General features: G+C 66.9%; 14 protein-coding genes. 5 read left to right on the top strand and 9 right to left on the bottom strand.

The genetic code is table 11. The features are described 5' to 3' along the window. Nucleotides 1–50 precede the first annotated feature (50 nt). Genes AC1D2K_RS01590 through AC1D2K_RS01575 form a run of 4 tightly spaced genes read left to right on the top strand, consistent with a single transcriptional unit; the run spans nt 51 to nt 2,494 of the window. Complete coding sequence (locus AC1D2K_RS01590) at nt 51–608, top strand: cytochrome b (protein WP_478085770.1); 558 nt, start codon at nt 51–53, stop codon at nt 606–608. Next, nucleotides 605–1,165, top strand: a complete 561-nt coding sequence (locus AC1D2K_RS01585) for a YceI family protein (protein WP_478085768.1) — start codon at nt 605–607, stop codon at nt 1,163–1,165. Before AC1D2K_RS01590 ends, AC1D2K_RS01585 begins: the two co-directional genes overlap by 4 nt. A gap of 1 nt (nt 1,166) precedes the next feature. Continuing rightward, a complete protein-coding gene (locus tag AC1D2K_RS01580) occupies nt 1,167–1,901 on the top strand; it encodes a YceI family protein (protein ID WP_478085767.1) in 735 nt (244 codons plus the stop codon). Between the two features lie 5 nt (nt 1,902–1,906). Next, a complete protein-coding gene (locus tag AC1D2K_RS01575; protein ID WP_478085766.1) occupies nt 1,907–2,494 on the top strand; it encodes an SRPBCC family protein in 588 nt (195 codons plus the stop codon). An 11-nt stretch (nt 2,495–2,505) separates the two neighbouring features. Here the strand turns inward: AC1D2K_RS01575 and AC1D2K_RS01570 are convergent, their stop codons facing one another. The 9 genes from AC1D2K_RS01570 to AC1D2K_RS01530 all read right to left on the bottom strand — a co-directional run bounded on the left by AC1D2K_RS01570 (nt 2,506) and on the right by AC1D2K_RS01530 (nt 11,429). Then, a complete protein-coding gene (locus tag AC1D2K_RS01570) occupies nt 2,506–3,108 on the bottom strand; it encodes an H-NS family nucleoid-associated regulatory protein (protein ID WP_478085764.1) in 603 nt (200 codons plus the stop codon). A 255-nt stretch (nt 3,109–3,363) separates the two neighbouring features. After that, on the bottom strand, nt 3,364–4,449 hold the full coding sequence (locus tag AC1D2K_RS01565) for a DNA-directed RNA polymerase subunit alpha C-terminal domain-containing protein (RefSeq protein ID WP_478085763.1): 1,086 nt from the start codon (nt 4,447–4,449) through the stop codon (nt 3,364–3,366). A 40-nt stretch (nt 4,450–4,489) separates the two neighbouring features. After that, nucleotides 4,490–5,461 (bottom strand): LysR family transcriptional regulator, encoded by a 972-nt coding sequence (locus tag AC1D2K_RS01560; protein ID WP_478085761.1) that lies wholly within the window; start codon nt 5,459–5,461, stop codon nt 4,490–4,492. Nucleotides 5,462–5,608: 147 nt separating this feature from the next. Then, nucleotides 5,609–6,136 (bottom strand): hypothetical protein, encoded by a 528-nt coding sequence (locus AC1D2K_RS01555; protein ID WP_478085759.1) that lies wholly within the window; start codon nt 6,134–6,136, stop codon nt 5,609–5,611. Between the two features lie 161 nt (nt 6,137–6,297). Continuing rightward, nucleotides 6,298–7,713, bottom strand: a complete 1,416-nt coding sequence (locus AC1D2K_RS01550) for a patatin-like phospholipase family protein (RefSeq protein WP_478085758.1) — start codon at nt 7,711–7,713, stop codon at nt 6,298–6,300. Between the two features lie 126 nt (nt 7,714–7,839). Continuing rightward, nucleotides 7,840–8,427: a BRCT domain-containing protein gene (locus tag AC1D2K_RS01545; RefSeq protein ID WP_478085756.1), complete on the bottom strand. Its 588-nt coding sequence runs from the start codon at nt 8,425–8,427 to the stop codon at nt 7,840–7,842. A gap of 14 nt (nt 8,428–8,441) precedes the next feature. Further along, on the bottom strand, nt 8,442–9,839 hold the full coding sequence (locus AC1D2K_RS01540; protein WP_478085755.1) for a TolC family protein: 1,398 nt from the start codon (nt 9,837–9,839) through the stop codon (nt 8,442–8,444). 7 nt (nt 9,840–9,846) lie between these two features. After that, nucleotides 9,847–10,983 carry an HlyD family secretion protein gene (locus AC1D2K_RS01535; protein ID WP_478085754.1) on the bottom strand — a complete coding sequence of 379 codons (1,137 nt, stop codon included), beginning with the start codon at nt 10,981–10,983 and terminating at the stop codon, nt 9,847–9,849. Continuing rightward, a complete protein-coding gene (locus tag AC1D2K_RS01530; protein WP_478085752.1) occupies nt 10,983–11,429 on the bottom strand; it encodes a DUF3302 domain-containing protein in 447 nt (148 codons plus the stop codon). Before AC1D2K_RS01530 ends, AC1D2K_RS01535 begins: the two co-directional genes overlap by 1 nt. Nucleotides 11,430–11,742: 313 nt before the next feature. Here AC1D2K_RS01530 and AC1D2K_RS01525 point away from each other — a divergent pair, with 313 nt between their 5' ends. After that, nucleotides 11,743–12,705 carry a CysB family HTH-type transcriptional regulator gene (locus tag AC1D2K_RS01525; RefSeq protein ID WP_478085751.1) on the top strand — a complete coding sequence of 321 codons (963 nt, stop codon included), beginning with the start codon at nt 11,743–11,745 and terminating at the stop codon, nt 12,703–12,705. The last annotated feature ends 121 nt before the right edge of the window (nt 12,706–12,826 follow it).

The following is a 12,826-nucleotide window of genomic DNA, read 5'->3' as shown; positions in this document are numbered from 1 at the left end:
CAAAGAAACCCCCTGCGAGGACGGGCGTTCGCGCGCACCGCGGGATCTGCATGAAGGCATCGGACATCGAACCCTCCTGGAACGGGGTCGTGAAGTTCCTCCACTGGCTGATCGCGCTGCTGATCTTCACGCAGTTCGCGCTCGGCTGGCTGGCCGCGACCTGGCGGCTGTCGCCGACCAAGATCGATCTCTTCGTTTGGCACAAGTCCATCGGCATGCTGGTTCTGACCCTCGTGGTCCTGCGTCTCGTGTGGAGGCTGGCGACCCCTGCGCCGCCGCTTCCGGCCGGGATGCCGGCCTGGGAGCGGGCCGCGGCTCGCACGAGCCACGTGCTGCTCTACCTCGTCATGCTCGGCATGCCGCTCGCCGGCTGGGTCATCACCTCCGCCTCGGGCGTGCCGTTCAAGATCTTCTGGCGCCTTCCGCTGCCATCCATCACCGCGGTCGACAAGCAGGTCGCGGATGTCGCGTCGCTCGTGCATTTTTCGCTCGGCGTGCTGCTGGCCTTGCTCCTGCTGGTGCACATCGGCGCGGCGCTGCGCCATCACTTCATCCAGCGGGACAATGTGCTGATCCGCATGCTGCCTGCAAGGATTCTTCCAAAATGAAAAGACTCGCCGCTCTCGTCTCGCTGCTCGCCTGCGCAGCTTTTTTGCAGATCGCGCACGCGGCCGACTGGAAGATGGAGCCATCCGGCAGCCGCCTGGAGTTCGTCGCCTCCTTCGAGACCGTGCCGGCGCCGGGTGTGTTCAAGGACTTCGACGTCCGCGCCCGCTTCGATCCGCCGACTCCGGTCGGCGGTCGGCTCGATGTCACCATCAAAGTGGCCAGCGCAGACATGGCCAGCGCCGACATCAACAAGGCGATCGCCGGCCCCGAATGGTTCGATTTCGCCAAGTACCCGCAGGCGGAGTTCCGCGCCACCGACATCGCCCGTGTCGCGAATCGCTTCGTGGCGCACGGCACGCTCACGCTCAAGGGCGTGCAGCAGCCGGTCGAAGTGCCGTTCAGCTGGACGCCCGCCGGCGACGGCGCGACCCTGGACGGCGAGTTCGTGGTCAAGCGGGCGCCGTTCGGCATCGGCACCGGCGAATGGGTCGCGACCGACGTGATCGGCCCCGACGTGACCATCAAGTTCCGCGTGCGGCTGCGCAAGGACGGCTGAGGTGACCCGGCTGCACGCGGTGCAGTGCGCCGTTCTGCTCGCGCTGGTGGTGGCCGGGTGCGCGCAGCAGGGCCGCGAGCCGGTGCGGGAGCCGGATTCCGCGACAGCCCTGGCGCCCGAGATGTCTCTTCGCAAGGCCTACGAGGAGGCCGCGGCACAGGGACGTTCGGTCCATCGCGTGGACGCCGCGCAATCGCTGGTCGTGATCACGGTGCGACGCGGAGGATCGCTCGGGCACCTCGGCCACGATCACGTGGTGGCCAGCCATGCGGTTCAGGGATGGATCGCGCCGGACGCCGGCCGCGCCGATCTTTTCGTGCCGCTGGCGGAGCTCGTGGTCGACGAGCCGCTGCTTCGCGCCGAGGCGGGCCTGGACACCCAGCCAAGCGCATCCGACATCGCCGGCACGCGCGCCAACATGCTCGACAAGGTGCTCGAGACGCAGAGGTTTCCCTACGCCCTGATCCGCGTCGCCAGCGGCGACCGCACAGCCACCGGCGTGGGCCTGAATGTCACGATCACGCTGCGCGGCGTGACGCGCACCTTCGTGGTCCCGGCACGGGTCGAGGCCGGACCCGACACGATGGCAGTCGGTGGCTCGTTCGAGTTCAACCAGTCGGACTTCGGCATCGTGCCGTTTTCCATCCTCGGCGGCGCGGTGCAGGTTCAGGACCGGTTGAGCCTGCGCTTCAGGATCCGGTCGCGCCGTACCGTGCTGCCGGGTGATCTGGATTGACCGCCATGCCAGGCCGGACGATCGCCATCCTCCTGGCCCTGGCCCTGCTCCTGCTCGGGATGCCGGGCGCGCACGCCGAGGCGATGGCGCAGCAGCTCGACATCGCTGCCGAGAACCGGGGGGGCTTCATCGCAGTGACGGCTTCGGCGGACCTGGAGGTCGACCCGCGCACGGTGTGGGCGGTGATTTCGGACTACGACCATCTCGCCGAATTCATCCCGTTCATGCGCAGCTCGAAGGTGGTGCGGCGCGACGGCGACAAGCTGCAGGTCGACCTGGCCGGGGATTTGTCCTTCCTGTTCTTCAGCCAGCCGATCGAGGTGCGGCTGGAGGTGCTCGAGACACCTCAGCGGCGGATCGTCGCGCATGCCGTGAGCGGCAACCTCCGGGCCATGGAGGGCCGCTATGCGGTCGACTCGCTGCCGTCGGGCCTGGTGCGGCTGTCCTATGCGGGCGGCCTGACGCCGGCGTTCCCGGTGCCGCCGGTGATCGGCACCGTGATCGTGCGGATGGTCCTCGCGAGGCAGTTCCAGGCGCTGGTGACGGAGATTGTCCGCCGCGACACGGCCGAGCGCGGCGCGCCGGCGAAGTAGCCAGGCGCTCTTCAGCTCATCAGCTCATCCAGCGTCTTGCCGCCGGCGATGGCCTCCTTCATCCAGCGCGGTCGCGGGCCGCGGCCGGTCCATGAGTTCCCGGCACCATCGCGATACAGCACCGTCGACGGCCGGCGCTTGGCGGTCTTGGTCTTCGCCGCCGCGCCGATCACTTTGGCGGGTGCGCCGGGCGTCGCGAGGAACTCGTCGAGAGCCCGGCCGCCAGCGATCGCCTCGCGCAGCCAACGCGGACGCGGGCCGCGTCCAGACCAGGACTGCCCATTGCCGTTGCTGTACTTGTGCTTCGTGGCGGCCGCAGGCTTGCCGAATTGCCTCGCCTTCTTGGACGGCTTGGCCCTGGTCACGGCCTGGCCCGGCGCGGGTCCGTCGGCCAAGCCGAGTTGCCGAGCCGTCAAGCCATAGTGTTCGATGGCGACCTTGATGCGCGAAACGACGCCCGCCACTTCCTTCTGCCGCAGCGCGTCGGCAGCCTTTTGGAGCTTCGCGATCTTGTTCTGGAGTTGGGAATAGGTTTGAGTCATGAGTTGAATTCGTCGTCCATTCGGGAGTGGTAGCTTAACGACCTTCCTCTCCCAGAGTAAGTCCGCACTCATCGCCTCATCTGGTGAAGACCCTCGGCCGACCCCATCTCATCGCGTGATCGTGACAAACGTCGCGCAGCGTGTGGCGCTTGCCGCCGACCGATGGAGACGTCGCCCCTTCGGCGATCCAAGAAGCGGATGCATTTTGATACCTTGAAAAGCAACAAAGCGCATCAGATCATTGGGCGTGTCCCGGGGCTTCAACGGACTTCCGGGAGGCCAGAGGCCGGGGCACGCCGATCGCCCCGGCCACCGGACGGCACGGTGTCAGTCGGACATCGCCCGGCCGTGAATGGCCGGGTCCATGYGCGAACCCGCGCCGTACAGGCCGCGCCAGCGCGAAACCACCTGGTCGAGCTTGGCCACGCCCGGTTCGGAGGTCGACGCGGCGACACGGGGTGCGAACACGAATTGCCTGGGCTCATCGCTGCCGGACTGGCCGGGCAGAGGCGCGCGCACCACTTTCAGGCCATCGATGTGCGCCTCGGTCCAGAACACTTCCTTCCAAGGCGTGCCGGGCGGAAAGCCGGACGCCCAGTCGGTGCGCCCCTTGACCCAGACGCCGCAGACCGTGCCCAGCCGCCCCCTCCACGCTGGCGGACAGACAAAGATACCGACGTCGCCAGGCTTGAGCTTCATCAGCTGCGAGGGGTAGGCATACAGACCCATCCAGTCCATGCTCTCGCTCAAGTCGCGCGCCTGGCGCGCTTGTTCACTCAGCCGCTCTCGGACCTCGACGAACCGTGGCTTCGCGGCCTCTTCGGACTTCCTGAAGCCGACCCCGGTCGACGGTGCCCACTCGGCGCCGCGGCGCTGGCCCTGCAGCGCGGTGGCATTCGGCAGAAAGTCGAGGCCCACGCGGGCCAGCGCTTCGCGCAGACGGCCCACGGTCTTGGCACCGATCGCCTCCTCTTTCAGCAAGTCCTCTTCGCTGATCGCGGAGAGGTCGTCGATGCAGAAGATGCTGAGGTTCTTGAGGGCCTCCCGGGCGCCCACGCGCATCGAGATCTCATCGATCGGCGTCTCGCGACTGAGCTGGTCGGGCATGCTGAAGCGCTGGGCACCCCGGGGGCGCCAGTCGAACGATGGAAAGCTGAACGGCGAGCCCGGCGGGATCAGCTGCTCGCGCAGCGCAGACGCGTGCTGGCGCTTGGCCTCATGGATGGCGGTTCGCAGGGCGCCGAGGCAGGCCAGCATTTCGGCGTCGGGAAGTTGGGCGAGGTCATCAACGGATCGTATCGTTCGTGACATAAAGGAGGAGCTACCAATACATGCGTCCGAAGTCCGGTCGCGCCGATCCTCGGGATCCTTGCGGGCCGAATCAACGGCAAAGCTCAAGTATTGAGAGTCCACGGCGCCTTGTCCATGCTGCGCAGGGATGTGCTCTATGCACTTATCGAATAAAAGTGTCTGTGAGTAACATGTCGGTCCCCTGCCGGCTCGGGTCGAGGCTTTGCATCACCTGGTCGCGAAACCAGATGTGGGCGCTGTGACGGTGGGTGCGATCGTGCCAGGAGATGTGGACCTCGAACTCCGGCACGTCCATCGGCAGCGCCAGTTCGGCGAGCCCGAAGCGATCGCGAAAACGCGACGCCAGCGACAGGGGCAGAAGCGCCACCATGTCCGTTTTCTCCAACAGATGCGAAGCGGTGATGTAGTTCGGCGTGACGAAGCGGCGGTTGCGCTCCAGGCCCTGGGCCTCGAGCGCAACGTCGACCGCCTCGCCGAAGGTGTGGGTGGTGTTCGGCATGATCACCAGGTGGTCGAGCGCGGCGAACGCCGCCGGTGACAGCGCCCGGCCGATCGCCCGGTGGCCCGCGCGCGCCACGCCGACGATGCGATCTCGAAAGAGCAGCCGGTGGCGCAGCTCGCGCATGTTGCTCGGCAGGATGCCGACCGCGAAATCCACTTCGCCGGACTCCAGCACCTTGCTGAACTCCGAGGGATGGACCGGATGCCGGACCGACATCGCGATCCCCGGGAAGCGGCTGCCGAGATGCTGGACAAGTCGGTCCATGAACAGACACTCCAGATAGTCGGTCGCGATCATCCGGAACTGGTAGCGCGTACGGTACGGGTCGAAGGCGACCGCGTTGCCCAGCAGTTCGCTCATCTCTCCGAGGATGCGCTCGGCGAACTCGCGCAGCTGGAGCGCCTTGGCGGTCGGAATGAGCCGGCTGCCGCCTTTCACGAGAATGGGATCGCCCGTGATCGCGCGCAGCTGGCTCATGGCGCGGCTCATGGCCGGCTGGCTGACCGACAACGCGTCCGCGGCGCGCGACACATGCGAGTGATCGACCAACGCCACCAGGCATTTCAAAAGGTAGAAGTTGAGTTCGCCGCCGTAGTTCTTTTTCTGCCGCATGGATCCGGTACACCTTCGAAAGATGGCATCGGCATACTATGTCCAATTCCCGGCACCCGGCACCCGGACCCGGTGCATCCATGACGTAGATCAATACCGGACGATCGAGCGCCCGATCGGCGAAGCCGGATGGCCTCGCGCCCGAGATCAGAAGCTGGCCTGGATCGTGGCGCCACCCTGGATCTGGCATTCGCCGGTGCCGCCGCCCGACATGCCCTGCTGGGGCCGCAGCATGTGCAGCCGGCAGCGCATCACGCCGCCCTGCGGGCTCTTCAGGTTGGCGATCACCTTGCCGCTGTAGACCGTGGCGAACTGGACCGAGTCGAAGCCCGGCATCATGCCCATGCCGCCCATCCCCGCGACGCTGCCGTAGCCCCAGTAGGACCAGTCGGACCAACCCACCGGCCAGCCGCCGCCCCACATCGGGTCCATGGCCTCGCTGCGGGTCTGCTGAGTGATCTGCAGGAAGGGGCCCTGGTAGGTGGCATTGGGCAGCGTGGCGGTCATGGTGCCGGTGATGCCGCCGTCGGTGCTCTTCCACGAGAACAGCACCGGCTTGTCGGGCTGGCCCTTCTGCACGATCTCGCCGCCTCCCATGCCGGTGGTGGTGCAGCCGCCGAGCAGCAATGCGGCGGCCGCCAGCGCGCCAGCGAACGAACTCTTGAACTTGAGCATGGGGTCATCTCCTCATCAGCGAAAGTCGGGCCGAAGCGATTGTTCCGCAGCGCCATTCAAAAGTCATCCATTGAAGCGATCGCCCAAGCCATCTTCGGCAAGGACACCACCGGCTACCGGCACGCGGGGCTTCGTCGGTCACGCCCACCCACATCCACGCATCAAGGTTGCGCGACCAGGCGACCGCCCACATCCTTCAGCAACCGCTTGAACTCGGGTGAATCCGAGATGATCGTGCCCGCCGCGGTGCGCAGGCGATCGACCGCCTCGTCCGGCAAGACGAAGCTGGTCGGCTGCCGGTTCAGGTAATCCAGTTCCGCCTTGTCCTTCAGCGCGGGGAACGACACGTCGATCGCGTAGATCTCGGCGTCCGGCCCCCGTATCGCTGCCGCCAACGCCGGGTCCTTGTTGTCCGCCATCGCCGCCGAATTCCGGATCTTGCGCATCGTGTTCCACCGGGCCGCCATGTCCTTCAGCAGTTCGACGGCCTCGAACGAATAGCGATCGATCGGAACGCCGCTCGACTTGAGCAGGATCTGCACGTTACCGGGCGGCGACTCCGATGCGTCCCATTGGGTCGGCGGCACGGAGAGCGAATTGACAATGAAGACGATGATCCGTTTCGCGCTGTCGAGCTTGGTCGGCATGCCGGCTTCCTGCATCGCCTCCAGGACCTCCAGCGCATCGAGCACGCCGCGCATGCCGACGTTGTCCGAAACCCCACCGTCCACCAGGTGCAGGTAGGGTCGCCTGGCGCCGTCGCCGAACTCGTTCAGCGACCTGAGCGAGCGGATCGCCCGTGCGGCCGGACGCGGTGGATTGTCGGTGTCGAGGAAGCGCTTCACCCACGGAGGCTGGGCCATGTTGCAGGTGCCGCCGTAGTTGTTGAGCGTGATCGGCGAGAGCACCACCGGCACCGCCGAAGAGGCCGCCGCCGCGCGCGACAGCGGCACGGCGTTCAAGTCCGAGCACAGGACGTCGAAGACGCCCTGCTGGAAGACCAGGCGGGCGCCGCTCGAAATGTCGGTCGCCGATGCCAGGATCAGCGGCCCGTTGCCGCGGTTCAGGTCACCGAAGGTGGCGTTGTTGAAGAGGAGCTCGTCGTAAAGCTCCGACGCCAGTTCGGAGCGCCCCCACCCCTGCGACGACAGCCTGGCCCAGTTGCCCGGGCTCAGCGACCGGGACACGATCGCGCCCTGGACGTCGCGTTTGAGAAAGCGCTGCTCGTAGTCGTCGAACAGCTTGTCGCCGTAGAGGCCGTAGGCCAACGCGGTGAAGCTGCCGCCCGATACGCCGGTGATAATGTCGACCTGATCGAGCAGACGGCCCTTTCCCTTCGGCGTGACGATCTCGGTGCGCCGAAGATACTCGAGGACGCCGTACGAAAACGCGGCGGCGCGCGTGCCGCCGCCCGAGAAGGCAAGGATGACCAGCGCATCCTTGTCCTTGACCTCCGCCTGGCGCGTCTCGAAGCGGTAGCCACTGCTGGCGTCGACCTGGGCGAGCGGCGGATTGAGCGGACGCGTGGCGCATCCGCCGAGCAGCAGCAGGGAGGCCGCAAATCCCCATCGGGCCAAGCGAAGTCCCTCTCGCAGGCGTTGAAAAGGCATCGTCATACAGGGTTCCGTCGGTAGATCGGTGGGTGGTCCATGAATCGTCAGCAGTGGCCCTTGGAACGAAGGGCGTTCGCGGCGAGACCCCGGTCAGGGTGTCGCTCTCCCCGCGAAGCATTCGAGCCAGCGTCGCTCCGAGATGATCGCGATGGCGTGGCCTGCCTGCTGCAGAGCCAGCGCGTCCTTGATCGTCTGCCCAAGGGGTGTTTGCGTCCAGTTCGGCGAGACCTTGGACCCGATGACGAGGTAGCGGACGTTCCGGCTGACGGCTGCTGCCGGCCACCCGCCGGCGCGTTCCAGAAGTCGCTCGCAGGCTGCCTTTGTTCCATGGAGGAACTCGCCCGCCAGACAGACCAGCGAGTCGCGCAGCGTGACCTCGATGGCGTTGTCCAAAGGAAGCGCGAATTCGGCCACGCCGTCCCGATCATCGAAAGCGAATTCCCCCGAAGCCAATTGCTTGAGCGTGGTCATCAGGTAGGCGCGCTCGTCCTCGCTCACATGGCCGTCCGCCAGGACCGTTTCGATGGCGCCGCTGACCGCATGGCCAGGCCACACTTGCGCGACCTCGGTGTGCTCGGCAAGCCACACCTTGAGGAACTCGATCTCCAGGTCGTGAAGATGACCATCCGCGACCATGGCCTCCACAATGCCCAGGAGCTGTTCGATGGCTTGTCGCATGGCTGGGTCTCCTGTCATGGCGTGGCCTCCGGGCCCCATCCCCCGCCAAGCGCCAGCAGGAGATTGACGCGCTGCACGCGCCGTTCGGCCTGCACGCGCAGCAGGGTGGAACGCGCCGCGAAAACGGCCATCTCCTGCTGCGTCACGGTGCGCTGATCGCGCGAGCCGACGCGATAGCGGGCGTTCTCGATCTCGAGTCCTCTTTGCGCCTCTTTCACCTGTCTGTCGAGGATCGGTTCTCGTTGCCGCAGCGTGGCCTCTTCCGAGAGGGCGGTCTCGACTTCGTTGAAGGCCTTCAGCGCCGTCTGCGCCCAGGCGGCGGTGGCCTGCTTCTGCTCGGCGCTGCGCGCCTCCACTTGCGCCTGCAGCGCACCGCCATGGAACAACGGCGCGACCAGCCCGGCACCGATGCTCGCGTTCGGGTTGTCGCGATCCTTCAGGACGAACATCTCGCTGGTGATCGAGGAGAGCCCCGCCGTCAGGGAAATGCGCGGCAGCCGGGCCGCCTGCGCCTCCTGCATGCGGTCGAAGGCCGCCGCCACGCGGCGCTCGGCGGCGACGATGTCCGGGCGCCGCTCGAGCAGTTCGGACGGCAGGCCCGCTTCGACCGGCAGGTCGATGCGCGGCCACGCGTCGATGGTCTTGAGCTCGGCGGCCGGATAGCGGCCCAGCAGGAGTTCGAGCGAACGCAGCGACTTCGTGTAGGCGAGATCGAGCTGACGTTCGGCGTCGAGATAGGTCTGCAGGGACGCCTGGGCCAGGACCACGTCGGACTCGCTCGCCGCCCCGATGCGCCAGCGCTGATCGGCGAGCGTGATCGATTGACGGCCGGCATCGATCATCTGGCGTGCCAGCTGGCGTTGCAGCGAGGCCTCGGTCGCAAGGAACCAGGACTTCGCGACGAGCGCTGCGATCGACTGCCGGGCCGCCGTCAGGTCGGCCTGGGTCGACGCATGCTGCTCTTCGGCCGCGCGCGTGGCGGAGCGCACACGGCCCCAGAGATCGATTTCCCACGAGGCCGAGATCAGCCCGCCGTTGAGGCCCGAGCCGTCGCCGCCGAGCTTGCCGCCGCGCCGGCCGATGAAGTCGATGGCGGGCAGTGCCTGGGCGCCGGCCGCCTTGACGCCCGCCGCAGCCGACTCGACCCTCGCGGCCGATGCGCGCAGATCGTTGTTGTAGTCCAGCGCCTCGGCGACCAGCCGGCTCAGCACCGGATCGCCGAAGCCCGCGATCCAGCCGTTGCGCACGCTGCCCGGCAGCGCGCCGGCCTTCCAGGCGGCCGGCGTCGGCGCGTTCGGCAGCGACTCGCTCGCGAGCGTGGCGCTGTCGGGCGGCGGCTTCAGCGCGCAGCCGGCGGCGCCGAGCCCCGCCAGCGTGAGCGCCATCCAGATGCGCAGGGAGAGCGTGTTCATGCGCGACTCAATGCAGCTTGAGGATCAGCACGTCGAGCTTCGCGCCGACACGCAGGATGATCTTGCGGATGATGTGGATCAGCGCCAGGTGCTCGGTGTAGATCGCCCCCTCGCCCACCGCGCCCGCAGCGAAGAACTCGTTCTGGTGCTTCGGGTCGACCTCGAACCTGACACCGAAGCGGCCCGGCGGGATCGCGGCCGTTCCGGTCGTCGGCAGCTGCGTCGAGTTCACCTGCTGGCCCTGGGCCTGCGCCCAGATGATGGATTCGACCTTGGCCTTGAAGATGTGGCCGGGCCGGGTCTTCAGCGAGAACTCGGCTTCGTCTCCGGTCGCGACCTGGTGCAGCTCGTTCTGCTGGTAGAGCGCGACGACCTGGTACTTGTTCTCGACGAAAGTCATCGCCGGCGTGATCGGAAACGCCGTCGTCATCGAGCCGGGCCTCAGCTGCAGGTTGATCGCCTGGCCGTCGGAGGGCGCGACGACGGTGGTCTGCGAGAGCTCCCACCTGGCGCTCTCGAGCTGCGCCTTGATCTGCGCAATCTCGGCCTGGTCGTCGTCGACGGTCGCCGACAGGCTGGCGCGCACCTGCGCCTCGCCGGCGATCGACGCCGCGAGCTGCGCCTGCAGTTCGAGCACGTTGGCTTGCGCCTGCTCGAGCGCGAAGCGATCGCCGGCGCCTGCCGCGACCAGCTGTCGGTTCTGCTCGACCCGCTTGCGCGCGAGTTCGAGCTGCGCCCGCACCGCGCCGGATTTCGAGGTCGCGGCATCGAGTTCCGCGCGCATCTTGCGCGTCCCCCCCTGTGCATTCGCCAGCTGGGCCTCCAGCGCCTTGACCTGCAACCGGTAGGGCGTCGGGTCGATCCTGAACAGCACGTCGCCGCGCTTGATCGGTTGATTGGGCTCGACCGCCACCTCGATCACCTGCCCCTTCACCTGCGGCACGATGTTCACCACGTACTTGAAGACCCGCACGTCGGCGCTCGACGGTGCGTAGATGTTGAGCAGCATGATCAACAGCGACATCGCGACGACCGGGATGGTCACCACGATCACCATCGCGATGTTGTTCCAGGGCAGCCACTTGAACTTGAAGAAGATCAGCCAGACGAAGAAGGCATAGATGCCGAGCAGGATCGCTTCCATTACGCGGTGATCCCTTCGGGCACTGCGGCAGCCTGGACCCTGCGTTGCTGCGCGGCCCGCAGGCGCTCGCGCACCAGCTTGAGTTCGGGCGTCAGCCCGCCGCGCTGCTCCAGCGTATTGAGTTCGTCATGAAGGTGATCCACGTGCTCGTGTTCGAGCTCGTCGCGGTGGGCCCGCTCGCCATGCTCGATGTAGAAGTCCTCGTGCTTCTCGGTGCCGAAGGCCATCTTGTAGCCGATGGGCCGCGTATAGGCCCAGAGCCACGCGATCGGCCACAGCAGCCCACCGAAGACGAGCGACAGCAGGCAGAGCGTATGGATCGCGGCCTTCTGCGGGTGATGGTTCTTCTCCGCGATCTTCTCGGGCATCACGTGCACGAGCCAGAACAGCGCGATCACGAGGACCGGCACCAGCCCCAGGACGACATAGGACATGACGTCGGCCATCGTGTCGAGCGCTTCGCCCTCGAGAAACGAGGCATGCGCAGGGAGGGCCCACCCCGATGACAGCACCAGGACGGTACTCAGACAGGTGCGTGGCGCAGCGCTGCGCGAGTCTCTGGAACATTCAAGAAGCGGATGCAAGTGCGATCTCCTGGTCGGGGGGGTAAATGTAACAAGAAGATCTTCATTGCAACCGGAATGGGCTACAGATGTTTCGCTCATTTGGAAGCAACGAATCGGTAGTTCGGCCTGGGAAGGCACGCCCGCAGAATCGGCCACCTCGTGCAGCTTGGCACGGCTTTCCGTTTGGCTCCCCATGAATTTCCAACAGCTGCGCTCCGTGCGCGAGGCCGTGCGATGCGGTTTCAATCTGACCGAAGCGGCCCATGCGCTTCACACCTCGCAGCCCGGCGTCAGCCGGCAGATCCGCGAACTCGAGGACGAGCTCGGCCTCGCCCTGTTCGCCCGCGCCGGCAAGCGCCTGACCGGACTCACCGCGCCCGGCGATCACCTGCTGCCGATCATCGAGCGCGTGCTGCTCGAAAGCCACAACCTGCGCCAGGCGGGGCAGGAATTCCTCGCACAGGAGAGCGGCTCGCTGTCGATCGCGGCCACCCACTCGCAGGCACGCTACGCGCTGCCGGTCGCGGTGCAGGAGTTCCGCGGCAAGTTCCCCAACGTGCAGTTGCACCTGCGCCAGGGCTCGCCCAAGCAGGTGGCGCAGATGCTGCTCGAGGGCGAAGCCGATGTCGGCATCGCCACCGAGGCACTGGGCGACTACCCGCAGCTGGTCGCCCTGCCCTGCTACCGCTGGACCCACTCGGTGATCGCGCCGCCCGGGCATCCGCTGCTCGACGGCCCGCTCACGATCGAAGGGCTGGCGCGCTTTCCGCTGGTCACGTACGACAGCGGCTTCACCGGCCGCACCCGCATCGACGAGGCCTTCGCCCAGCGTGCGATCAAGCCCGATTTCGCCATCACGGCGATGGACGCCGACGTGATCAAGACCTATGTCGAACTCGGAATGGGCGTCGGCATCGTCGCCGGCATCGCCTTCGAGACCGAACGCGACACGCAGTTGAGCGCGATCGACGCCGGTCACCTGTTCGGCATCAACCTGACCAAGCTGGCGGTGCGCCGCGGCAACTACCTGCGCGCCTACGTCTACGCCTTCATCGAGTGCTTCGCGCCGACGCTGTCGCGCGCGGTGGTCGAGGAGGTGCTGGGCAACAGCGTCGCCGAGGACACCTCGCCGCTCGATGCGGCGCTCGCGCATTGAATCAAAATTTCACCCTGGCTCAACGCCACTGCAGCAGCAGCGACCAGGGCTGGCGGCTCATGTGGCGGTCGACGCAGCCGGCCTGTTCGGCGCTGCAGCCCGCGGGCAGATAGCTCGGATC

The sequence above is a fragment of the Variovorax sp. P1_H12_2 genome (assembly GCF_056405335.1).
Note: the sequence above shows the minus strand (reverse complement) of the source record. Positions and strands in the feature narration are given on the sequence as shown.

What these genes read in the sequence shown, in the direction of transcription:
- AC1D2K_RS01540 (WP_478085755.1), bottom strand. Translation starts at nt 9,839, where the DNA reads ATGAACACGCTCTCCCTGCGCATCTGGATGGCGCTCACGCTGGCGGGG.
- AC1D2K_RS01590 (WP_478085770.1), top strand. Translation starts at nt 51, where the DNA reads ATGAAGGCATCGGACATCGAACCCTCCTGGAACGGGGTCGTGAAGTTC.
- AC1D2K_RS01585 (WP_478085768.1), top strand. Translation starts at nt 605, where the DNA reads ATGAAAAGACTCGCCGCTCTCGTCTCGCTGCTCGCCTGCGCAGCTTTT.
- AC1D2K_RS01555 (WP_478085759.1), bottom strand. Translation starts at nt 6,136, where the DNA reads ATGCTCAAGTTCAAGAGTTCGTTCGCTGGCGCGCTGGCGGCCGCCGCA.
- AC1D2K_RS01545 (WP_478085756.1), bottom strand. Translation starts at nt 8,427, where the DNA reads ATGCGACAAGCCATCGAACAGCTCCTGGGCATTGTGGAGGCCATGGTC.
- AC1D2K_RS01535 (WP_478085754.1), bottom strand. Translation starts at nt 10,983, where the DNA reads ATGGAAGCGATCCTGCTCGGCATCTATGCCTTCTTCGTCTGGCTGATC.
- AC1D2K_RS01570 (WP_478085764.1), bottom strand. Translation starts at nt 3,108, where the DNA reads ATGAGTGCGGACTTACTCTGGGAGAGGAAGGTCGTTAAGCTACCACTC.
- AC1D2K_RS01525 (WP_478085751.1), top strand. Translation starts at nt 11,743, where the DNA reads ATGAATTTCCAACAGCTGCGCTCCGTGCGCGAGGCCGTGCGATGCGGT.
- AC1D2K_RS01530 (WP_478085752.1), bottom strand. Translation starts at nt 11,429, where the DNA reads ATGGCCGACGTCATGTCCTATGTCGTCCTGGGGCTGGTGCCGGTCCTC.
- AC1D2K_RS01575 (WP_478085766.1), top strand. Translation starts at nt 1,907, where the DNA reads ATGCCAGGCCGGACGATCGCCATCCTCCTGGCCCTGGCCCTGCTCCTG.
- AC1D2K_RS01560 (WP_478085761.1), bottom strand. Translation starts at nt 5,461, where the DNA reads ATGCGGCAGAAAAAGAACTACGGCGGCGAACTCAACTTCTACCTTTTG.